This window comes from Streptomyces sp. WG7, from assembly GCF_049975785.1.
Taxonomy (GTDB): Bacteria; Actinomycetota; Actinomycetes; order Streptomycetales; family Streptomycetaceae; genus Streptomyces.
The window spans coordinates 62,825-83,250 of sequence record NZ_JBNGGE010000013.1 but is presented as its reverse complement, the minus strand read 5'-3'; the positions used below and the strand labels follow the sequence as shown (position 1 = coordinate 83,250).

The window sequence follows — 20,426 nt, the reverse complement described above, 5'->3', positions numbered from 1 at the left end:
CGCGCGGGAAGCCGCACGGGCGGGGGCATACCGTGAGAAGTCGAACGCCTGAGCCGGGAGGAGACACGGGATGGGCAGCCGTACCGCGCTGGTCGAGGATCTGATGGAGCGCTTTCCGCACGTACCGCGGGAAGCCGTCTTCAAGGAGGACCTGCTCCGCGGCGGGGTGGCCTTCGACCCCTCCGCGCTGAGCGACAACGAGGACGGCGAGGTCAAGCCGAAGTCGTACTTCATCTTCTCCTTCGACCACGGCACCCTGCCGGAGCTGGGCGAGGCCGCGCTGCGCCGCCCGCCCGAGGAGATCATCCTCACCGGAGGCCCCTACGACCTGCGCCGCACCGTCGTCTCGGTCCGGGTGAACCCGGCGTCCCCCTACCGCGTCGCCGCCGACGAGGAGGGACAGCTCGGTCTCTACCTGGACGGCAGGCGGATCTCGGACGTCGGCGTGCCGCCCATGCCCGAGTACTACCGGCACAAGCTCTCCAACGGGAAGTCGGTCATGGAGGTGGCCCCGACCATCCAGTGGGGCTACCTGATCTACCTGACCGCGTTCCGCGTCTGCCAGTACTTCGGCGCCAAGGAGGAGTGCCAGTACTGCGACATCAACCACAACTGGCGCCAGCACAAGGCGGCCGGGCGGCCGTACACGGGCGTGAAGGACGTCGACGAGGTCCTCGAGGCGCTGGAGATCATCAACAAGTACGACACCGCCAAGATCTCCACCGCGTACACGCTCACCGGCGGCGCGATCACGTCGAAGGTCCAGGGCCTGGACGAGGCCGACTTCTACGGGCGGTACGCCAAGGCCATCGAGGAGCACTTCCCCGGCCGGTGGATCGGCAAGGTCGTCGCCCAGGCCCTGCCGAAGCCGGACGTCCAGCGCTTCAAGGACTACGGCGTGCAGATCTACCACCCCAACTACGAGGTGTGGGACGAGTACCTGTTCAAGATGTACTGCCCCGGCAAGGAGCGCTACGTCGGCCGCGACGAGTGGCACAAGCGCATCCTGGACTCCACCGACGTGTTCGGCGCGCGCAACGTCATCCCGAACTTCGTGGCGGGCGTGGAGATGGCCGAGCCCTTCGGCTTCAAGACGGTCGACGAGGCCATCGCGTCCACCACCGAGGGCCTGCGCTTCTTCATGTCGCACGGCATCACGCCCCGCTTCACCACCTGGTGCCCCGAGCCCACCACCCCGCTCGGCAAGGCCAACCCGCAGGGCGCGCCGCTGGAGTACCACATCCGGCTGCTCGAGGCGTACCGCGCCACGATGGACGAGTTCGGCCTGTCCTCGCCCCCCGGCTACGGCCTGCCCGGCGCCGGCCGCGCGGTCTTCTCGGTCAGCTCCTTCATGGACAGCCTGCCGGAGGACGAGCCCGTCGAGGTGTGAGCCGCCGTACGAGCGGACCCGAAGGAACGAGTCACCGCCACAGGTCTCCACGCCGGACGGCGGTGACCGGGCGAAGGCCCGGACCGGGGCGGGGAGGCCGGCTGCCCGCCCCGGGCCCGCGGGGAGGCGAGTCCGACTCCCCGCCCCAGGCCCGCGGGGAGGGGTCAGCAGGACGGCTGTCCCGGGATCCGCACGGTGAAGCTGACCACCGGTCCGAGCCACACCCGGTCGCCGTCCGCGAGGCGTTCCGTCCGGCCGGGGGCCAGGACCCGGTCGTTGACCCGCACCCCGTTGGTGGCGCCCTGCGGGACCTCCGTCAGCGAGACCGTGCCGTCCTCGCCGTGGGTGATGCCGGCGTGCCGGTCCGAGACCGTCGGTTCCTCCGCGAGGAGGCCGGCCGCCTCCGGGGCCCAGGCGGGGTCCCGTCCGAGGCGCAGTTCCCCGCCGGGCGGTACTTCGAGGTGGCTCCCGGCGCCGCGGAACACCAGCCGCAGCGCCGCGGTCCGGGACGGCCCCCGCGCGGTGCCCGCCGGCGCCGGGCCGCTCCGGAGCGGCGACAGACACGCCGGACAGGAGGCCGTGCCGGCCGGGAGCCGGGCACCGCAGTGCGGACACGTGACGAGGCGTGGTGTGGCGGCGGGCGGCGCCACGGGTGACGTGGCGCCGCGCCCGAGCGGACGCACACCGGACAGCGGGACCAGGTCCAGGCCGTCGTCCTCGGGCCCTCCCGCGTCGTCGTCGCCCCCGTGGCCGGGCACCGTCATCGCGCCCCGCCCTCCACGCCGTTCCCGAAGTCCACCGCGATCTCCACCCGTCCGGCCTCGTCCTGCCTGACGTCCGAGACCAGCGCCACTGCCCCCGGGGCCAGATGGGGCTTGGCGAACAGGGCGCGGGCCAGCGGGTTGATCAGGTGGGTCTCCAGGACCATGCCGATGCCCCGCCCGCCCTTCCACGGGTCCTTGGTGCAGTGGCCGAGCAGCACCTCGCGCGCCTCGTCGGTCAGTTCCAGCACGATGCCGTGCCCGGCGGCCAGCTGCCGCCGGACGTTGCCGACCTGGAGATCGAAGATCTGCTCCGCCACCTGGGGGGAGATGAAGTCGAACACCACGACGTTCCCGCCCAGCCGGTTCATCAGCTCCGGCCGTCCGATGACCCGTTCGAAGTGCTCCTTGATGTTCCTGCGGACCAGGGCCTCCAGCTCCGGGTACGGCGTGCCCGGCTCCACCAGCGGCTGCCACTCCTGGGTCTGCGGATCGGTGCGCTGCACCCCCAGGTTGGAGGTGAAGATCAGCACGCACTCGCTGAAGTACGTGGTGACGCCCTGCCCGTCGGTGAGCCGGCCGTCCTCCAGGACCTGGAGGAACTTGTCAAGGACGCCCTTGTCGGCCTTCTCGATCTCGTCGAAGAGGATCACCCGGAACGGGTTCTCCCGTACCGCGGTGGTGAGTTCACCGCCCGCCTCGAAACCGACGTACCCGGGCGGCGCCCCGACCAGTCGGTCGGCGGAGTGCGCCGCGGAGAACTCGCTCATGTCGAACCGGAGGTACGCCTGGTCACTGTCGAACAGCACCGAGGCGACCGCCTTCGCCAGCTCCGTCTTGCCGGTGCCGGTGGGCCCGGCGAAGAACAGCACGCCGCGCGGCCGGTGCCCGGGGCTGGTGGCCTGCGCACCGGAGAGCCCCAGCGCGGCCCGCTTCAGGATGTCGAGGGTCATCGCCACGGCCGCCTCCTGGCCCAGGACCCGTCGCGGGATGGCCCGTTCGTCCGTGGGGTCCTCGCCCTTGAGGATGCGCCGGCGGATCTCGTCGCGGCTCCACGGGTTGCGCTCCACGCCGAGCCGGTAGATCCGGACCGCGTCCGGCATCCGGTCGAACGGGAGGTGCCGGGCGAGGGCGAGGCGCAGGCTCTCCTGCATGGCGGTGAGGTTCATGCCGGAAGCGGCCCGCGCGAACGCCCCGACGGACTCCTCCGCCTCCTCCTCCGTCGCGCGGCCGGCCGCCCGCGCGGTCGTCGTCCGCTCCCCGTCCGGCTGCCAGGACGGCGCGGCGCGCAGGTACTCCCGCCGCAGCTGCCGCGCCATCCGCCGCCGCTCGTCCGCGTCCGGCTCGGGCACCGCGACGGTGCGGATCCGCTCGCTGCCCGTGAGCAGCCAGTTCGGCAGGTCCCGTTCGCCGTCGGCCAGCCAGATCAGCGGGTTGAACAGCGATCCGGCCGCGTCGTCGGTGGCGCCCGGCGGGCCCGGTACGGGCTTGGCCTCGACCGCGAGCTGGAGGCAGGCGAGGAAGAAGTCGCGCTCCTCGGGGGTCAGCCGGTTCACGTCGCCCACCAGCCGTGAGGCGTGGTCGATCACCAGGGCCACGCGCAGCGGCGGCAGTACGCGGTCGCCGCGCACCTTGGCCCGTTCCGGCCCCCAGCCCTCACCGATCGCCCTCAGCTGCGCCACCGTGCGCTGGGTCTGTGCCGGACCGGCGCCCGGGAAGTCCAGCGGTTCCAGGAGCGTCAGCACCGCCTCCCGGACGTTGTCGTCCGCCTGCATCACCTGGATGCCCGAGACCTGGTCGCACAGCAGCAGCGCCTGGTAGCCCAGCGGGCGCAGCCGGTTCCACAACACCCCCAGCAGGGGCAGCGGATGGTCGCGGTCGCGGATCCGCACCAGGTGCAGGTCGCGGAAGTTGCCGTACAGGACGTACTGCGCGTGCACGCTCAGGGTGCCCGCCAGCTCCTCCGCGAAGAGCGGGAACCGGGCTTCCTTCTGCAGGTTCATGTGTCCTTCCCGATGGGGGTGCCCCCGCCGTGTCAGCGGGTCCGGTCACCGACGGTCCGGTGTTTGCGGGCGGGGGTCCCGTGGTCCGGTGCGCGGTTCCGCGCGCCCGCCGCGAGCACCTCGTCCAGTGCGACGGCGCCGTCCTCGCCGCGCAGGCCCGGCAGCGCGCCCTCGGTCTGTTCGATGCGCATGTCCAGGTCCAGCCCCAGCCCGCGTGCCACGACGGCGAACTCGTCGATCCGGAGGCGGGCCTCCGCGCAGCGTGCGTCGTCCACGGCCAGGTCCTCGGGCCGCCGCTCGCCCGGGCCGCCCCCGCGGTACATCGTGGCGATGCGCAGCGTGCCGTGGACCAGGGTCACCCGGAGCCAGTGGTCGGGCCCCCAGCCGTCCGGGGTCCAGTCCAGTCGCAGTTCCTGCCCCTCGGGACGCGTCGCGTCCGCCGGGCCGCCGTAGCGCTCCGCCAGTTCGGCCATCACCCCGGTCAACTGGGTGCGCACGTACAGCCCTTCCAGATACGTCAGCCGTTCGGTGACCCGGAGTTCCACCAGCCGCCGCTCCTCGGGAGTGAGCGGCACCCCCTCCGCCAGGAGCCGGCGCAGGGGCTGCTCCGCGTCCGGCGCCTCGGGCAGCGGCTCCGTGTCCTCGGGGGCGCGGCGGGTGAGGAAGTCCAGCTGGGCGGCGGCCCACTCCTCCTCGGCCCGGCAAAGGCGTGCCTTTCGGTTGGCGTCCTGCACGAACTTGCGGGCCTCGCCCAGGTGGCGGCGGGCCCGTGTCGGGTTCTCCCCGGCGTGCCGTGCGGCCCGCCCCACCGACGCGACGGCCAGTTCGACGGTGGCCGGTGCCGCCTGCGGATCCAGCGCGGCCAGGATGTCCGCGCCCAGCCGGCGGACGGCCTCGGCGTCCCGTTCCGTGTCCGCCGTCGCCCGGGGCGGTTCCGCGAGGGGCTGACCGGTCCGCTCCGCGGCCGGCTCACGGTGCGACATGTGGCGGGCCAGCATGGCGTCCCGGCGCTCCCGGATCAGGCGCCGCCAGGCGTCGTCGGCCTCGTCCGCGTCGTCCATCACGTCCGCGAGCCGGCCGACCTCCCAGGCCGTCTGCGTCTCCTCGGCCCGGCGTACGGCCTCCTCGAAACGGGCCAGGTCGGCGCGGAGCGCGCCGAGCGGACGGCCCACCGGGTCCAGTGGCGGAGGCAGGTCGGGGCGCGGCGGCCCCTGGTCGCCGCCGGACGGGACGCCGGCGCGCGCGTGCCGGGCCAGCAGCGCGGTCCTGCGGGCGTTCGCCCGTGCCACCGCGTACGCGGCCGCCTCCCACTGTTCGGCGCAGGTGGCCGACAGGGCCTCCTGCCGCTCCAGGCAGCGCTGTTCCTCGGCCGCCCGGACGGCGGCCGAGGCGAGGGCCCGGGTGGTGAGCATCGCGGCGCGGCCCGCGAGCAGGACGCCGCTGAGCGTGCCGAGGACCTCCACGGCCGCCTGGGCCGCCTCCTGCAGCCCGTGGCTCACCGCGTCCGACACCTGCGTGGCGGCGTCGCCCGCGTGGGTGGACGCCCGGGCGGCGGCGTCGCCCAGCTGTGCCGCACCGGCATCGGGCACCGCGTACAGGTCGACCGGTGGTGCCGGGGCCGGGAAGGCCACGGCCGGTGCCACCAGGTCGAGGGTGGGAAACGCGGCTCCTGCGCTCATCCCCTGCCTCCCGTTCTCTGCTCATGTGCATCGGAATGTCGGTGCCGGACGGGCCCGTCAGGCACGGCGCGCGGCGATCCGGCCGCGCCGCACGCCCACCCGGCGGGCCAGCCGGGCGCGCCGTTCCCGGCGCCAGGCGTGGCAGCGGCGCACGCTCCACCCGGTGAGGAGCACGACACTGGCCAGGGGCCACACCCACGGAGCGACGGCGAGCGCGTAGAAGCCGAGCAGCACCGCACCGGCCAGGACGGCCGCGCCGAGCAGCACCGTCACGAACCGGCGCGACCGCACGAACCTCGCGGGCCGGTCGGCGGTGCGGATCAGCAGCCCGGCCAGCGACCGGTGCGGGTGGTAGGCGGGCGGCCCGATGTAGGCGGCGGTCAGCAGCTCCGCCGCGAAGACCGCGGCCGCCGCCGGGACCGTCTGCACCCACGCGGTGACGACCGCCTCCTGGGAGGCGCGGCCGAGCGCGTCGGCCAGCGCGATCACGAAGCACCAGGGCGCCGTCAGCACGGTGGCGCCGAACAGCGCCCAGGCCAGCGTCGGCGGCCGGTCCATGCGCCGCATGACGGCCACCACGCCGTCCGCGTCCTCGTCCATCAGCCGCTGGACCTCCTCGTCGACCTGGCGCGAGTGCCGCTCGGCGGCCTCGCGCACGGCGTGCTCGGCGAGCAGCGCCGCCACCAGCAGCCGCAGCGGCTCGCCGTCCTCGCCGGACTCCACGAGCCGGTCGAACCAGGGCACGGGCGCGGCGAGCCGGCCCCGTACCGTGGCGGCCTCCCGCGCGAGCTGTGCCGCCGCGCGGTCGGGTTCACGGGCCAGTTCGAGGAGCCGGGCGTCCACGGCGGGGGTCCGCCTGAGGGCCCTGCGGACCCGGTCGAGTCCGCCGATGTCCGGGGCGCGGCGCAGCTCCCGCACCAGGTGCGGCCAGCGGTCCCGCAGCGCGCCCCAGCGCTCGCGCACCTCGTCCAGGCCTTCCCCGCGGGGGCGCCGGGACAGGACGGTCAGGATCCCCGGTGCCCCCGTCAGGTGCCGGACCAGGGCGAGCGCCTCGGAGTCGTCCCGGCGGGCCCCCCGGCTCAGCGCGCGGATGCCTTCGGCGGTCAGCGGCACGCCCCACAGGGACACCTCGCGGTACGGGCCGAGCCAGGTGATCAGCCGGGCGCCGGTCTCCGGGCCGGGGGGCTCGCGCAGCTCGCCGCGGAGCGCGGCGAGCCGCCGCAGTTCCTCGGGGCTGCGCCCGCCGGCGGTCTCGAACTGGCCGAGCCACTCCACCAGGGCGGCGCGGTCCTCGGCGTCGGCCAGCATCGCGTCCGTGGCGGACGGATGGCAGTCCAGGGCCCGGGCCAGGTGCTCCGGTTCCGTGTGCCGTTCGCCGAGGAAGTGGAAGGGCCGCAGGCCGGACGGTGGCGGGGTGCCCGGTGCCTGCCCCCGGGTGCGGCCGGGGACCGGCGGGGACTCCCCGGCCAGCCACGCCGCGACCTCGTCCGCGCCCCAGCGGTCCTCCGGGGCGCGCGTCAGCAGCCCCTCGCACAGCCGGCGGGTCCGCCCGTCGCGGACGCCGCTGACGTCGGGATCGTGCGTGGCGATCTCCCTGAGTACCGCTTCGTCGCTGAAGAAGTCCACGGGGTGTGTCCCCAGGGCGAGTTCGGCGAGGATCATGCCGACCGCCCACCAGTCTCCGGCCTCGGAGACGGTCTGGTGGAGGGCGCCGGCCTCGGGCGCGAGGTACTTGGGCTTTCCCCGCCAGGCCCGCCGCGGTCCGGGGTCCTCGGCGGGCCGGTACGCGGCGACCCCGAAGTCGACGAGCACCAGCTCCAGCGCGTTCCCGCGGCGGCTCTCGACCATGATGTTGTCCGGGGTGACGTCGCGGTGGACGATCTCCCGCTCGTGCAGCGCGGACACCGCGGCGTGCAGCTGCCGGGCCACGGCCTCGACCCGTGCGGGCGGCATGGGGCCGGGACTCCCGTCGAGGTAGGCCCGCAGGTCGGTCTCCCCGTGCGACCGGAACAGCTGGTACGGGTGGCCGTCGGCGAGCCCCGCCTCGACCAGCCGTTCCAGGTGGGGGCCGGGCTCCTCGCCGAGCAGCCGTCCCACCGCGGGGTCCGGGGCGTGCATGCGGTGGTACCACTTCAGCACCAGCGGCGCGTCACCTGCCTGAGCGTCGGCCTCCCGGACGCGCAGCACGACGGCCTGGCTGGGGCGTTCGGCGGCCCTCAGCAGTTTCACCAGGGCGAATCTCCGGGCCAGCGCCGGTGGTACGTCGTCGCGTACGGGGCGGGTTTCGGTCCGGCGGGCATCGGTGAATCCGCCGTCCGTGGGAGAAACGAAATCAGTCACCATCCGGCCTTCCGGGAAGTCGACTTCGGGGACGACCGCAATGATGGGTGCGGGGGTGGCACGACAATACCCAAGGGAATTCCGGTACGAACGTGTTCCACGGAATTACCCGGGCGCGTACCGGCGCACAAAGAGAGCGCACTCCGGACCGCTCTCCTCGCGCGCCCCCCGGATTACCATGCACCGCATGCGCACCCTTCCCCCGCACCAGGCCCTCGTCGATGAACTGAGGGCCCTCCGGCGGCCCGGCCTGCCCAGGCTCCGGCACTGCGCCCGGGAAGCGCTGCGGGACACCGCCGTCGCGGCCGGGCTGTGCGGCGGGGAGGACGACGAACTGGAGGGCATCGAACGGCTGCTGGCGGCGGCCGTGCGCCGTCTGACGGGCGGCGGCCCGCTGCACGACGGACCGGGGTGCGATCCGCTGGCCCGGGCCGCCGCGCACACCTTCGGGCTCTTCGCCGACCGGCGCGGTGTGCCCGCGGCCGACCGGAGGAAGGCCGCGGCGGCCGTCTACGGGGTGAGCACCGAGCGGTTCCGGCGCAGCCACGAGCTCGAGGTCTTCGCCGAAGTGGCGACCGGCGCACTGGCGTTGGCCCGGGAGGCCACGGCCCGGCCGGGCCGAAGCGGCCCGGGCGGCCCGGGCAGCCCGAGCGGCACGGGTGACCCGACCGACTCGGGCGGCACGGCGGAGGACACCTCGTCGCGGACCGCGCCGGAACCGGCCGCGTCCCTCCTGTTCGCCGATCCGCCGCCCGCCGCCCCGGTGCCCGCGCACGTGGCGGCCCGGATCGAGATCCGGGTCTGCCCGATGGAACTCGTGCGGGACGCGGACATCCTGGTCTCCTCGGAGAACGTCTACCTCGAGATGTCCAAGATCTTCCGTCCGACCGTCTCCGCGGCGCTGCGCAGGGCCGCCGCCACCCGCAACGCCGCCGGGGAGATCGTCGACGACGTCCTGCCGCGCGAGCTGAGCACCTGGCTCCGCAGCCACGGCCGGGCCGGCCTGCCGGTGCGGCCCGGCACCGTGGTCGCCACCTCTCCCGGCGCGCTCGCCGCGCACGGCGTACGACGCATCCACCACGCCGCCGTCTCCACCCCCGTGGAAGACGGTGACCGCTACCACGTCGCACCCGCCGCACTGGCCGAGGCCGTGCAGGCCTCGTTCGCGCTCGCCCGGGAGGAGCGCGCGACCCTCTCCCTGCCCCTGTCCACCATCTGCTTCCCCCTGATCGGCGCGGGTCGCGGCGGCCTGCCCGCCCCGACCGCCGCCCGCTGGCTGCTGTGGGCCGTCCGGCGCGAACTGCGCGAGGACACCACCTGGTCGGTGCGTCTCGTGACGCGCCGACCGGACCACGCCGACGTGCTCAGGGCCGCCAGCTCGGATCGCTGAGCGACACTCCCGCTCTCTTCGACCGCCGTTCCAGTTCCGCCAGTTCGCCGCGCAACGGCACCCCGTAGAGCCGCAGGCCCATGGCGGTCCCGGTGTCGACCACCGCCTGGAGGCGGGCGCCGGTGCTCTCCCGCTCCTGGTGCGGCGTGTAGCGGACGACGCCCAGGGGCGTGCACGGCCGGATGCGCTGGTTGGCGGAGCCCCGCCACACCAGATTCGTCGGCTCGGCCACCCGGAACCGCCCGGTGACCACGGCGTCGGCGTGCTGGAGCGCCGCGACCTGATGTTCCGTCAACTCGTCGAGTTCGTATCCCGTGTACACCAGCAGATCGGCCGCGGCGATCCCCCCGGCCCCGGCCCCGGCCGCCGAGCCGCCCGCCGCCTCGTCCCGCAGACCGGCCGCGCCGGCCAGCAACCCGGCCAGCGCGTCCGGCTGCTGGAGGGGCTCACCGCCACTGACCGTGAGCCCCTCCGCACCCCTTTCCAACGCCTCCCCCCACAACTCCAGCAGCGCGGAAACGGAGACGTGCGTCCCCCCTCGGGCATCCCATGTGTGCCGGGACATGCAGCCCGCGCACGCCAGGGAGCAGCCCTGGAACCAGACACCGAGACGCCTGCCCGGCCCCAGTGCCTCCAGGGGGAAGTGGGTCCCGCTGATCCGGACGTCCATGACCACTCCTCCTCGGGTGCTGACCGCGAGTATGTCGGGCTCCGGAACCGGCCCGCAATCGTGTTCCCGCCTGTACCCGGCCGGATACCGGACGGAATCCGGTTGTTTTTCGGAGGCCCGCCGGAATGGTCGATTCCCCCTCTGTTTTCGCCTCTCCGGAGGCGATCGTTTCCGCTACTCTCTCCGTCACCGCGCCACGATCTCCACGGAGATCACGCGGGGAATGGGGGTAGCTCCAATGATCAATTCCGGCCGCACGGGCGGAACCGCCCGAAGACTGGGAATCGGAATCGTCTCGACGGCCGTCGCCCGCGGCCACGGCCGACGCGACGCACCGGGACTGCTGGACGTACTGACGGACGTCGGGGAGGGGCGGCACCCCTCCACGGACGGTCTGCCGCCCTATGTGCTGGGCGTCCGGGCGCAGGTCGTCCGCAGCACCACCCGGTTGCGTTCGCGCATGCTGCTCGGCAACCGCGCGCTGAGCGAACGGATCCAGGCGGAGTCCGTACGGGTCGTCACCCAGTACACGGTGCGCGGTGCGCCGGCACCGGCCGCCCTCGCCCGCTACGGCGAGATGGTCGGCGCCTGGCGCAACTCCGCGACCGTCTGCCGGTCCCACGCCCAGGGCCTCGTCGACGAGGCCAACCACCTGCTGGCCTGCTACTGGGACGCCGCCTGGACACGTGCCCGCCGCTCGCGCGAGATCCCGGAGCGACGCCCCACCGGCTGGCTGCCGGGCCGGACCGAACTGGACGCCACCTGGCACCGGGTCGACGACGGCCTGCTGTCCGACCGCTGGTACGGGCCCGGCGCACCCGCGACGGCCGCCGACCCGGCGGCCGTCGCGCAGGCCCTGGCCATCCTCGACAGCCAGACAACCCGGGGCGGCGCGCTGCGCGGAACGGGCAACAGGGGATGAGTTCCCCCTCCACAAGGAAGGTCACCGTGCACTTCTCAGCACACGTGCGGCCCCGGCCGCCCCGCGGCGGCCGGCTGCTCGCCCTCATACCGGCGGCCGCCCTGGTCGCCGCCCTGGCGTCCTGCACCTCCCAGTCCGAGGCGCTCACCACACCCTGCGGAGTGGTCGTCGACGGTTCGGGCTCGGCGGGCGCGACGAAGAACGGGTTCGACGCCGAGGCGAAGCTGAAGGACGAACTGCTGCCGTTCCTCCAGGAACAGAAGTGCGGCACCGTCGACTTCGCCCCCATCACCTACACCTCCCAGATCTCGTCCTGCAAGGTGGACCGGGTCGACCTCGACCCGCCGCACGACGAGACGACGGATCAGGACAGCCAGCGGCGCCAGGCCCGCGCCCGCGCCGCCGGCGAGGCGCTCAAGGAACTGAAGTGCGCCAAGGAGGAGCGTCCCGGCTCCGACGTGTGGGGCGCGCTCGACCGCATCGCCTCGGTGATGCCCTCCGACGGCCCGAAGGCCAAGCTGCTCGTGGTGAGCGACTTCGAGCAGTCCGACCCCGAGTTCTCGATCGGCGAGGCCGACCTCACGACGCAGGCGGGGCGGGACAAGGCCATCGCCTCCCTGGTCAGGGGACGCGGCCTGCCCGCCATCGACGGAATGGGCGTCTACCCCGTCGGCTTCGGCATGAAGTACGGGGACCGGGCCAGCGAGTACGAGGGGTTCGAGAAGTTCTGGATGGAGGTCCTGGAAGAGAGGGCGAAGGCCGATGTCCACAACGAATACCAGTGAGCCGCGCCGCCAGCGGCGCGGTCGGCTGAGCCTGCCGGCACCCCGCAGAGCGGACTGGCCGAGCGGTGTCCGCGGCCGCGGCGGTGTGCCCGTACCGCGGCCCGACGGTTCCGCCGTCCTCGACGACCGGGCCGAGCGGCGGCTGCTGCGGACCGCGAGCGCCATGGGCGGCAAGGCGGCCAAGCGGGGAGTGCTCGACCCCTGGGTGCTGCAGAGCGGGGACCGCGTCCCCTACTTCGCCGAACTCGCCTCCGTGCGGGACCGGGTGATCGGACGGATCGGTGAACAGGCCGGGCTCACCGAGGAACAGGAGAAGCTCCACGACGCCCGCGCGGAGTCCGAGGTCACCAAGTGCACGGCGGACACGACGCTGCTCGACCACCGTCTGCGCGAGGCGGAGGAGCAGATCGCCACCGCCAAGGAACAACTGGACATCCTCGCCCGGCGCACCACCCGCTGGAACCGCTTCCGCGACGCCATCCGCGCCCGGCTGGAGGCCCGGTGGATGGAGCAGACCTTCCCCGCCGTCCCGTCACCCCGCCGCGGCGGCGACGACGCCACCGCCGACGGCGACGACGGTGCCGGCCGGCCGGAGCAGACGCCCGCGGGCGTCCCCGCCCAGGCCCGGCAGACCCGTTCCGAGGAGGAGCCGGACATCCTCCAGCCGGTGCCCCGCACCGGCGAGGCACCCCGTCCCGCCGACGGTGAAGGCGACGACGGCACGGCACCGGCCCGCACGCCGTTCACCGGGGCGCGGGCCGCGGTCGGGGACGTCCCCGCCGACGCCTGGGAGGGACTGGCCAAACGACCCGGGCTGCCCGGCTGGCTGACGTGGGTGACGCTCCTGGCGATCGTGCTGGTGGAGGCGCCCATCTACTGGGCGGCCTTCCAGCCGTTCCACGGGGTGGGCAGCGTCGACGCCGACACCCAGACCATCACGCTGGCGGCGGCCGCCGCGTTCGTCATGGTCCTGCTGCCCCACCTCGCCGGACGCATGCTGCGCTGGCGGGCCACGACCGGCGCCGTCCGCGCCTCGTGGGTGCCGTCCTTCACCCTGCTCGGGGTGTGGGTGGCGCTGACCGTCCTCTTCGGCGTCCTGCGCGCCAAGTTCGTGACGCAGAGCGAGGGCGAGACCGAACTGCCGCCGGAGGCCGAGGGATTCGCCGGCGCGGACACCGGACCGACCGCCACCCTGCTGGACCGTCTCGACCTGGCACCCCAGACGGTCACCGCGATCTTCTGCGCCCTCCTGCTGCTGTCCGGCGGGATCAGTCTCCTGCTGGGACTCTTCCGCGAACACCCCTTCCTCGACGCCTACCGGACGGCGGTGGAACGCCACGACGCACTCCTGCGGCGCCGCGAGGAGAGCGTCGCGGCGACGGAACGGGCACGGGCCACGCGGAACACCGCCGAGGCGCGCCGGGAGGACCGCCGGCAGGCGACGGAGCAGCGGATCCGTGCCGTGCACGCGCTGTACGACGCGGCGGCGGCGGCCTACCTGAACGGCCTGGTCACCGGATCCGGCGACCCGGCGGTGACGGAGGCGGCCATGAAGCTCGCCGACACCTGGCCGCTGCTGCCGGCCGCCGGACGGCGCTGACCGCCGACCGCCTCGGGCGCCGTCGCCCGGACTGCCGCCCGACCGGGTGGCAGTCCGGGCGACGGCCTTGGACCGACTGCCACCGACCGGGCTGCCGGCTGTGCGACCGACCCGCCGGTGCTGTGACCGATCTGCCGGTGCTGTGACCGATCTGCCGGTGCTGTGACCGATCTGCCGGTGCTGCGACCGGGCGATCGGCCGGAGCTCCTCGGCAGGGCCCCGTCGACGGAGCCCGTGGGCCCGGATTCCACCGGTCAGAACTCGGGCTCCGAGATCACCGCCCGCAGCGGGCCCAGCAGCCGGTTGACCTCTGCCAGGCCGGTGGCGGAGTCCAGCCGGTAGCACTCCTCCGGCCGGGACGCGAAGAGCGGTTCGGGGCACCGGTCCCCGAAGAACTGCAGGGCCTTCCGCGGCATGCAGCGCTTGGACGTCCAGCACAAGCCCTGCGTGTCCGGGCTGTTCGCCCGGATCAGCCGGACCCAGTACCGGGTCTGCGCGTACTCCATGCTCGTCACCAGCCAGTCGTCCTGCCACACGGCCGCCAGGCCCTCGGCGCTGGTGAGGTCGACCAGCGTCACGTCCGAGACCGTGCGGACCGCCGAGAGCAGGTACCGGGACGCCTGTGCCCACGGAACCTGCCGGACGGCCGCCCGCTCGTCGAACTCCACCGACCTCAGCAGCACCTCCGCGAGCGCGGTCACCGGATCGAGCGCGGCGTACAGGTACGGGTACGGGTCCTTCTCGGTGGAGTCGAAGCGGCTCCCCTTGAAGTGCTCGTGCGCCGTCCGGGGGTTGTACTGCCCCACGCCGTACCGGGCGTCGTGGCAGCGCCAGAGCAGGGACCCGGCCGGCAGCTCGGTGCACACCGGCTCCATAGGCACGCCCTCGGGCGGAATCTGACCGACCATCAGCCGCCCTCCACCAGTTCGGCGGCGGCCTCGACCAGGTCCTCGTCCGGCAGGGTGCCGAGCAGCTCCGCCGGGACCCCGCGCAGCCACGCGTTGCCGCCCAGCCACCAGTCGGCGGCGCCCCAGGGGTCCCGGTCGGCCCGCAGCAGCTCGTTGATCCGCCGCACGACGGGCAGCGGCTCGGCCGTGCCCGGCCTGAACTGGAACCGCGGGTAACGCGGGCCGTTCCCCGGGTCGTTGAGCCGGATCACGCCGGGCGGCTCCGGCCCGCCGTCGGGCACACGGGCCAGCAGGCCCGCGTGTTCCCGCGGCGACAGGGCCGGGGCGGCGAGCAGGCGAGCGCGGGCGGAGCGTCGCAACTCCTCCGGCCCGGCCGGTGCCTCGTCCAGGATGCCGATCAGATCCGCGACGAGCGCGGCGGACGGAACGCTCGGGGTCCCGGTGGCGTACCGCCTGCCGTCGAGATGTTCCGCGACGGGATGGCCGGGCGGGAGCACCGCCAGCGCACGCACCAGCCGGCGCAGCGCGCGGGCCGTGCCCGGCACCCGGCCGGCGACGGTCTCGTCGTACAGCAGGCGCAGCGCGGCGACGACCTTCCGCCGGGATTCCTCGTCGAGTTCGCCCGGCAGCAGGCGGGCGTTCTCCTTCAGGGACACGAGCAGGTCGGTCGGGTTCACCGGATTCCCCCCTGGGCGGTCTCGGGCGGTGCGGCCGGGGCGGGATTGCCCTGGTGGACGAAGGCGGCCCAGGTCTCGGGCCGTTCGCGGAAGTCCTGGCGGAGCCGGTAGCCGGAGACGTCCGCCAGCCCGGCCACCGCGGGACGCAGGTCCGGCGGGGTGATCATCCAGCGCTGTGCGGCCCGCAGGGCGTCCGGCGGTGCGAGCCCCGCGGCGAGCCGGTCGTGCAGGACCAGCATGAGGATCTCGGAGCTGCCGTCGGGGACCCGCCACCGGGAACCGATGGCGTCGGCCGCGACCCGGTGGACCAGGACCGAGGTCACCGTCAGCGCCTCGTCGTGGTCGCGGGTGGTGAGGTCCGTCTCGCACGCGCTGCACACCACCAGCGGGCCCGGTGTCCGGGGCGGGGCGCCGCCGGACGGGGCGTCCAGCAGGGTGCTGAGGGTGAGGTCGGCGCTGACGGCGCCGTCCGCCGCGGCCGCCGGGGGCGGGGCCAGCCGCAGGGCGGAGGCGGTCGGGTCGGGCCCGGCCAGCCCGTGGCAGGCGAGGTGCACCAGCGAGGCGGGAGCGTCGTCCCGCGCGCCGAGCAGCCCCAGGACCGCCTCCGGGGTGGGGGTGGTGCCGTTCGACTCGGTGAAGTGCTCGGCATCCGGGTAGTACCGCTCCTGGAGCACCTCGACCTCCTCCTCTGCCCACATCAGGTCGTGTCCGTGGAAGACCAGGGCGGGCCGCTCGGCCGGGCGCATGCGCCGCCGTGCCGACGCGCGGAGGAACTCCCGTCCCGAGGCCGCGTGCGAGACGACCGCGACCTCGCACAGCCGCACGGCGTCCGGGCCGCCGGCCCCGGCGGGCGGCCGCAGCACGGCCGCCTGCCACGGCACCACCCCCAGCTCACCGCAGGGCACCAGCACCAGCCGTACGGCGGCCTCGCGCGGCCCCTCGGCGCCGGGGGCGCGTGAGTCCGCCGGTTCGGGGGAGCGCGTGCCCTGCGGGTCGGGGGAGCCTGGGTCCGCCGGTTCGGGGGAGCGCGTGCCCTGCGGGTCGGGGGAGCCTGGGTCCGCCGGGTCGGGGGAGCGTGTGTCTCCCGGGTCGGGGGTGCCTGTGCCGTGCTCGTCGGCGGAGCGCGTGCCGTCCGGGGCGGCCCCGCGCGCACCGTCCGCGTCCGCCGGGTGACGGGTGAGCCCGGATTCGTGCAGGGCCCGTTCCCAGAGGCCGAGGTGGTCCAGAACCGGGCCCACCACGCCACCGGCCCAGTCGCACAGCGCGGTGAGCGCCGCCGACCAGGCCCGGTCCGCCCGGTCGTGTTCCTGGTGCGACACCTCCACGTCGGCCGACTCCAGCCGCTGCCGGGCCGCCCCGGCCGTCAGGAAGTCCCTCACCGGGGCCCGGCCGTCGCCGGACAGCGCCGGAGACCGGACCACGCCGACCGGTCCCTGAGGGGTGACGAGGAGCAGCGCGCCGTCCTCGGTACCGGAGCCCGGCACCAGATGGACCAGGGCGTCGACCCCGGAGCGCGCCAGACCGGCGCGCAGTGCGGTCACCGTCTCTGCCGACGGTTCGTCGGCCGGCCGCTCCCGGCCGCGCAGCAGGGCCAGTGACTCGCGCCGCAGGTCGCCGGGGAGCGAGGGTCCGCCGGGCGATCCGGACAGCAGCTCGTCGAGCGGGGAGCGGGACACCCCGTCGGCGGCCGGGACCTCGGCCGCCGACGCGGTGGTGCGCCAGCGTTCCGCGAGGTCCCGCGCGCCGAGCGCGGCCAGCCGGTCGGCGACGCCGGAGGACACCGCGGCGGCCCGGAGCACCAGCGAGCGGCCGGCCTCCAGACAGCCGACCGCTTCCTCCGGGTCCCCGATCCGCAGGGCCCACAGGGCGGCCGTGCGTCCCCGGTCGGCACCCTGCCGGGCCATCCGCAGTCCGTGGCGCACCCCGGCCTGCAGCAGCACGTCGTCCGCCGTGGCCCGCAGCGCGTCCCGGGCCGCGCCCACGGCGGCGCGCAGGTCCTCGGTGGCCTCGGGAGTGCTGGGCCGCGTGCCCGCCCGGCCGGCCAGGGCCTTCGCCAGCGATCCGTGGACGGAGGCGTTGCCCGGGGCGTCCGGCGGCAGCGCCGCCCGGGCGTGCCGCAGCTCCGTCACGGCCTCGTCCAGGGCGGCCGGGTCGCCCGTGAGCTCGTACAGCGTCTCCAGCGCGATGGCGAGCGCGCTCCGTACCCGGGACTCGAAGTCGAAGGTGACTCCCGGGCCCTCGAGCGTGGACCGGGTGCGCTCGATGCCCGCGGCGAGGCGGCTCGGGTCCTTCTCCACCGTCGCGGTGAGCGCCAGCAGCGGGGCCCAGGAGGCGTCCAGCAGTTTCCGGAGTGCGGGGATGTCCACCGACTGCTCCATGACCTGCTCGAAGTGGTGCACGGCCGTGCGGACGTCCTCCGTCGTCCGGCTGAGCAGCGCCATCGCCAGAGACGCCGAGCCCAGCAGGAACGAGTGCATCACCGTCACCCACTCCTCGGCCCCGGCGAGCGCGTCGTCCAGTTCCTGGAGCTCGAGCAGTACTGACTCGACGGCGTCCAGGTCACCGCTGTCCGACGCGCGGGACAGGGCGATCTGCAGCCGCAGGAAATGGCCGCACGCGCGGAGCGTGATCGCCAGCTGGCCGCCTGGCGGACCGCCGGTCCGGTCGAGATCGCGCAGAATCGCGTCGGCCAGCTCCTCGTCCTGGAGACTGCCCCCGGTCATCGAGGCTCCGGCGAGCATGCCGGCCGTGACGCCCGGCAGCCAGTCGGTGAGCTGGTCCGCGTCGAACTCGCCGGCCGTGAACGCCTCGTGCACGAGTTTCAGCCCGGCGTTCATGCCCGTCATGTCGCCGGTGCGGGTGGCCTGGGCCAGGTGGAGCATGGCCGCGATCATCCGGGCGGACAGCGAGGAGTCGTCCGGCCCGGTGTCCGCGCGGCCCGTCAGGGCGCCGAGGAGCTTGGGCAGTTCGGCGGGGGCCAGTGTTCCGGGGTCCTGCGCCTCGGTCAGGGCCAGGATCTCCCACAGGACGTTCATGCCGCCCGTCGGGTTCGGAGTCTGTTCCTCCGCGTCCGCCGCAGAGTCGTGCGGCAGCAGCGACGCCAGGGTGGGCAGTACGGAGTTCAGCAAACGGGGCAGGAAGGAGCCCTCGTGCCGGCCGGACCGCACCAACCGCTCGGCCGAGGCGAACACGCCGTGCATGTCGTCGCGTCGCATCGCCTCCAGGGCGGCACCGAGCAGGAGGAAGTGTTCCCGCTGCTCAGGGTTCAGGTTCTCCGAGTCGTTCGCCGGCAGCAGTTGGAGCAGCAGCTGGGTGTCCTCCGGAAGGCCGGAGCCGCCGTACCGCTCGGGCCTGCCGGCCTCCATGGCGATGCGTACGTCGTCCAGCCGCAGACCGTCCGTGGCGTCGACCCCCGCCTCCCGCACCTCCGCTTCCAACCGCACCAGCCGCGATGCCAGCAGGGCGACGAGATCGCGGCGCGCGGTGCCGCGGCACTCCGCGTCGAGCAGCGCCGACTCGCGGGCCTCCTGCAGCAGCTCGCGAGCCCGGAGCCGGTCCTGCGGACGCTGGCCGAGGACGTACCGCGTGGCGACCAGCGTCCCGAGGCGTGCTCTGAGCCGGGCCCGGAGGACCTCCTGGCCGGCTGCCCGTTCCGACTCCTCGGCGAGCAGGGCCAGTTCGTCGACCCGGGCGTCCAGCTCCGGGCCGCTGGGGCCGCTGTGCTCCCCGGCACGGAAGGGGACGGCGCAGTCCGCCGTCCCGGCCAGGGCGGCCTCGGCGCGTGCGCGGACCGGTGAGTCGTCCGAGTGGTGCGGGGCGTGTGCGTCGTGCGCGGCGTCGTCCATCCGGTGTTCCCTCCCGTACTCATCATGCCCGTCCGTGCGATCCGGCACGGCCGGTTGGCGAGGGCCGCCGCCGCCCGACCGGAGATCGACCGATTGCCGCCCGGCAGCCGACCACTCTCCGTCCGAACCGGACGTTTCCCGGTCGTGGCCCGTCGACGCGGGGCGTCCCGTGATGTCCTGGCGGGTATCCGGGCCGACGCGTGCCCGGCAGGCACGTGGTGGTGCGAGGAGGCACACATGGCGGACGCGGACGCGGACGCGGACACGGGCACCGACACGGCCGGCCAAACTCCGGCCGGTCCGGATCCGGCCGGTCAGGCTCAGTCCGGTCCGGATCCGGCCGGCTCGACGCCGGGAGCCCGGGAGCCCGTCGCCTACCGGGAGACGACGCGGGCCGACTACGCGTCGACGTACACGGACGCCTTGGACGTCGTGCCCGTCAACCAGGAGACGCTGGTGCTCAGCGGACGGTGCCCGCGGTGCGGATGCGCGTGCACCTACCTCCACGTCCGGCGCGCGTTCCGCGGACCGTCGCGCCGCGCGGACGGCATCCCGGTCATCTGCACGTGCGAGACCGCGCATCCCGGCCGCCCGGAGGGCGAGACCGGCTGCGGCGCCTACTGGAACGTACGGCTGGAGCGCGTGTGACGGCCGGCCGGCGCGTCGTTCCCGGACCCCCGGCGACGCCCTCCGACCGCGACGCGGCCCGCCGGACCGTGGACCTGCTGGCCGCCGAACTGCCCCGCGTCCGGGAGGCCGCGTACGCCTGGCGGCACGGACTGGCCGGCCTCTTCGTCGGGCTGCTCGGCTTCGGCCTGATCAAGGGACGGACCGACGTCAGCAAACTCGCCGCGCCCTACGGTGCGTTGGTCGGCGGTGCGCTCCTGGTCTCCCTGGTGTGCGGCACGGCCGGCGCCCTCCTGCTGCTGCGCGCGGCCCACGGCGCGCCCGGCATGGTCTCCCTCGCGCCGGACACCGCACCGGCCGCCCGGCTCCGGGCGGACGCGCACGTGGAGACACTGCGCGCCGTGCGTGCGCTGCGGCTGGGCGTGCTCCTCACCCTGGTCTGCGGTGCGGCGCTGGTGGGAGCGGTCGCGCTCACCTGGTACGGCCCGGTCCAGGAGGGGCCGCGGCTGCTCGTGCGGACCTCCTCGGCCGCCCATTGCGGGCAGTCCCTGCGGGTCACCGACGGCGGACTGGTACTCAAGACGGAGACGGGCGAGGTGACGGTGCGTCTGGCGGACATCGTCTCCCTGGGCCCCGTCGACGTCTGCCCGGCGGCCGGGGCGAGCCGGTGAGAGGGGCCCTCGGGGCCGCACGGAGCGCACCGCGCGTCGGCCGTCCCGTCCGTGCCCGCCGCACCGCCTGCCCCGCACCGCCTGCCCCGCACCGCCTGCCCCGGCCCGCCGTGGAGCTCGCGGCCGAGCTCGGCCGCGCCCGGATCGAACGCTGTGGC

At 74.7% G+C, this 20,426-nt stretch carries 15 protein-coding genes; 7 read left to right on the top strand and 8 right to left on the bottom strand.

Features of this window, described 5'->3' with window-relative positions; all coding sequences use genetic code 11:
• Nucleotides 1-70: 70 nt before the first annotated feature.
• Nucleotides 71-1,390, top strand: coding sequence for a radical SAM protein (locus ACP4J0_RS16160; protein WP_426599367.1), 1,320 nt, complete (start codon nucleotides 71-73; stop codon nucleotides 1,388-1,390).
• A gap of 164 nt (nucleotides 1,391-1,554) precedes the next feature.
• Here ACP4J0_RS16160 and ACP4J0_RS16155 read toward each other — a convergent pair whose 3' ends face one another.
• From ACP4J0_RS16155 to ACP4J0_RS16140, 4 genes are read right to left on the bottom strand one after another with little or no spacing between them, the layout of a single operon-like run.
• Complete coding sequence (locus tag ACP4J0_RS16155) at nucleotides 1,555-2,154, bottom strand: FHA domain-containing protein (RefSeq protein WP_426599366.1); 600 nt, start codon at nucleotides 2,152-2,154, stop codon at nucleotides 1,555-1,557.
• Nucleotides 2,151-4,154 carry an AAA family ATPase gene (locus tag ACP4J0_RS16150; RefSeq protein ID WP_426599365.1) on the bottom strand — a complete coding sequence of 668 codons (2,004 nt, stop codon included), beginning with the start codon at nucleotides 4,152-4,154 and terminating at the stop codon, nucleotides 2,151-2,153. Before ACP4J0_RS16150 ends, ACP4J0_RS16155 begins: the two co-directional genes overlap by 4 nt.
• 32 nt (nucleotides 4,155-4,186) lie before the next feature.
• Nucleotides 4,187-5,833, bottom strand: coding sequence for a hypothetical protein (locus ACP4J0_RS16145; RefSeq protein WP_426599364.1), 1,647 nt, complete (start codon nucleotides 5,831-5,833; stop codon nucleotides 4,187-4,189).
• Between the two features lie 57 nt (nucleotides 5,834-5,890).
• Nucleotides 5,891-8,176, bottom strand: coding sequence for a serine/threonine protein kinase (locus tag ACP4J0_RS16140; protein ID WP_426599363.1), 2,286 nt, complete (start codon nucleotides 8,174-8,176; stop codon nucleotides 5,891-5,893).
• 184 nt (nucleotides 8,177-8,360) lie between these two features.
• On the opposite strand from ACP4J0_RS16140, the gene ACP4J0_RS16135 reads away from it, so the two are divergent.
• Complete coding sequence (locus ACP4J0_RS16135; RefSeq protein ID WP_426599362.1) at nucleotides 8,361-9,563, top strand: macro domain-containing protein; 1,203 nt, start codon at nucleotides 8,361-8,363, stop codon at nucleotides 9,561-9,563.
• On the opposite strand, the gene ACP4J0_RS16130 is transcribed toward ACP4J0_RS16135, so the two are convergent.
• On the bottom strand, nucleotides 9,538-10,233 hold the full coding sequence (locus ACP4J0_RS16130; protein ID WP_426599361.1) for a 4Fe-4S single cluster domain-containing protein: 696 nt from the start codon (nucleotides 10,231-10,233) through the stop codon (nucleotides 9,538-9,540). The two genes, ACP4J0_RS16135 and ACP4J0_RS16130, sit on opposite strands and share 26 nt — an antisense overlap.
• A gap of 238 nt (nucleotides 10,234-10,471) precedes the next feature.
• Here ACP4J0_RS16130 and ACP4J0_RS16125 point away from each other — a divergent pair, with 238 nt between their 5' ends.
• The 3 genes from ACP4J0_RS16125 to ACP4J0_RS16115 are packed head-to-tail and all read left to right on the top strand — an operon-like array spanning nucleotide 10,472 to nucleotide 13,540.
• Nucleotides 10,472-11,155, top strand: a complete 684-nt coding sequence (locus tag ACP4J0_RS16125; RefSeq protein ID WP_426599360.1) for a hypothetical protein — start codon at nucleotides 10,472-10,474, stop codon at nucleotides 11,153-11,155.
• Between the two features lie 26 nt (nucleotides 11,156-11,181).
• A complete protein-coding gene (locus ACP4J0_RS16120) occupies nucleotides 11,182-11,940 on the top strand; it encodes a hypothetical protein (protein WP_426599359.1) in 759 nt (252 codons plus the stop codon).
• A complete protein-coding gene (locus ACP4J0_RS16115) occupies nucleotides 11,918-13,540 on the top strand; it encodes a Yip1 family protein (RefSeq protein ID WP_426599358.1) in 1,623 nt (540 codons plus the stop codon). Before ACP4J0_RS16120 ends, ACP4J0_RS16115 begins: the two co-directional genes overlap by 23 nt.
• Before the next feature lie 254 nt (nucleotides 13,541-13,794).
• Here the strand turns inward: ACP4J0_RS16115 and ACP4J0_RS16110 are convergent, their stop codons facing one another.
• The 3 genes from ACP4J0_RS16110 to ACP4J0_RS16100 are packed head-to-tail and all read right to left on the bottom strand — an operon-like array spanning nucleotide 13,795 to nucleotide 18,970.
• Nucleotides 13,795-14,448 carry an RES family NAD+ phosphorylase gene (locus ACP4J0_RS16110; protein WP_426599357.1) on the bottom strand — a complete coding sequence of 218 codons (654 nt, stop codon included), beginning with the start codon at nucleotides 14,446-14,448 and terminating at the stop codon, nucleotides 13,795-13,797.
• Nucleotides 14,448-15,125 carry a hypothetical protein gene (locus ACP4J0_RS16105; protein WP_426599356.1) on the bottom strand — a complete coding sequence of 226 codons (678 nt, stop codon included), beginning with the start codon at nucleotides 15,123-15,125 and terminating at the stop codon, nucleotides 14,448-14,450. The genes ACP4J0_RS16110 and ACP4J0_RS16105 overlap by 1 nt, the downstream gene beginning before the upstream one ends.
• Nucleotides 15,122-18,970 carry a CHAT domain-containing protein gene (locus tag ACP4J0_RS16100; protein ID WP_426599355.1) on the bottom strand — a complete coding sequence of 1,283 codons (3,849 nt, stop codon included), beginning with the start codon at nucleotides 18,968-18,970 and terminating at the stop codon, nucleotides 15,122-15,124. Before ACP4J0_RS16100 ends, ACP4J0_RS16105 begins: the two co-directional genes overlap by 4 nt.
• Nucleotides 18,971-19,207: 237 nt before the next feature.
• On the opposite strand from ACP4J0_RS16100, the gene ACP4J0_RS16095 reads away from it, so the two are divergent.
• Nucleotides 19,208-19,618, top strand: a complete 411-nt coding sequence (locus tag ACP4J0_RS16095) for a hypothetical protein (protein WP_426599354.1) — start codon at nucleotides 19,208-19,210, stop codon at nucleotides 19,616-19,618.
• Complete coding sequence (locus ACP4J0_RS16090; protein WP_426599353.1) at nucleotides 19,615-20,268, top strand: hypothetical protein; 654 nt, start codon at nucleotides 19,615-19,617, stop codon at nucleotides 20,266-20,268. Before ACP4J0_RS16095 ends, ACP4J0_RS16090 begins: the two co-directional genes overlap by 4 nt.
• The last annotated feature ends 158 nt before the right edge of the window (nucleotides 20,269-20,426 follow it).

Excerpts from the sequence above, each read along its gene's own strand:
- ACP4J0_RS16160 (WP_426599367.1), top strand. The coding sequence starts at position 71 with ATGGGCAGCCGTACCGCGCTGGTCGAGGATCTGATGGAGCGCTTTCCG.
- ACP4J0_RS16155 (WP_426599366.1), bottom strand. The coding sequence starts at position 2,154 with ATGACGGTGCCCGGCCACGGGGGCGACGACGACGCGGGAGGGCCCGAG.
- ACP4J0_RS16150 (WP_426599365.1), bottom strand. The coding sequence starts at position 4,154 with ATGAACCTGCAGAAGGAAGCCCGGTTCCCGCTCTTCGCGGAGGAGCTG.
- ACP4J0_RS16145 (WP_426599364.1), bottom strand. The coding sequence starts at position 5,833 with ATGAGCGCAGGAGCCGCGTTTCCCACCCTCGACCTGGTGGCACCGGCC.
- ACP4J0_RS16140 (WP_426599363.1), bottom strand. The coding sequence starts at position 8,176 with ATGGTGACTGATTTCGTTTCTCCCACGGACGGCGGATTCACCGATGCC.
- ACP4J0_RS16135 (WP_426599362.1), top strand. The coding sequence starts at position 8,361 with ATGCGCACCCTTCCCCCGCACCAGGCCCTCGTCGATGAACTGAGGGCC.
- ACP4J0_RS16130 (WP_426599361.1), bottom strand. The coding sequence starts at position 10,233 with ATGGACGTCCGGATCAGCGGGACCCACTTCCCCCTGGAGGCACTGGGG.
- ACP4J0_RS16125 (WP_426599360.1), top strand. The coding sequence starts at position 10,472 with ATGATCAATTCCGGCCGCACGGGCGGAACCGCCCGAAGACTGGGAATC.
- ACP4J0_RS16115 (WP_426599358.1), top strand. The coding sequence starts at position 11,918 with ATGTCCACAACGAATACCAGTGAGCCGCGCCGCCAGCGGCGCGGTCGG.
- ACP4J0_RS16110 (WP_426599357.1), bottom strand. The coding sequence starts at position 14,448 with ATGGTCGGTCAGATTCCGCCCGAGGGCGTGCCTATGGAGCCGGTGTGC.
- ACP4J0_RS16100 (WP_426599355.1), bottom strand. The coding sequence starts at position 18,970 with ATGGACGACGCCGCGCACGACGCACACGCCCCGCACCACTCGGACGAC.
- ACP4J0_RS16095 (WP_426599354.1), top strand. The coding sequence starts at position 19,208 with ATGGCGGACGCGGACGCGGACGCGGACACGGGCACCGACACGGCCGGC.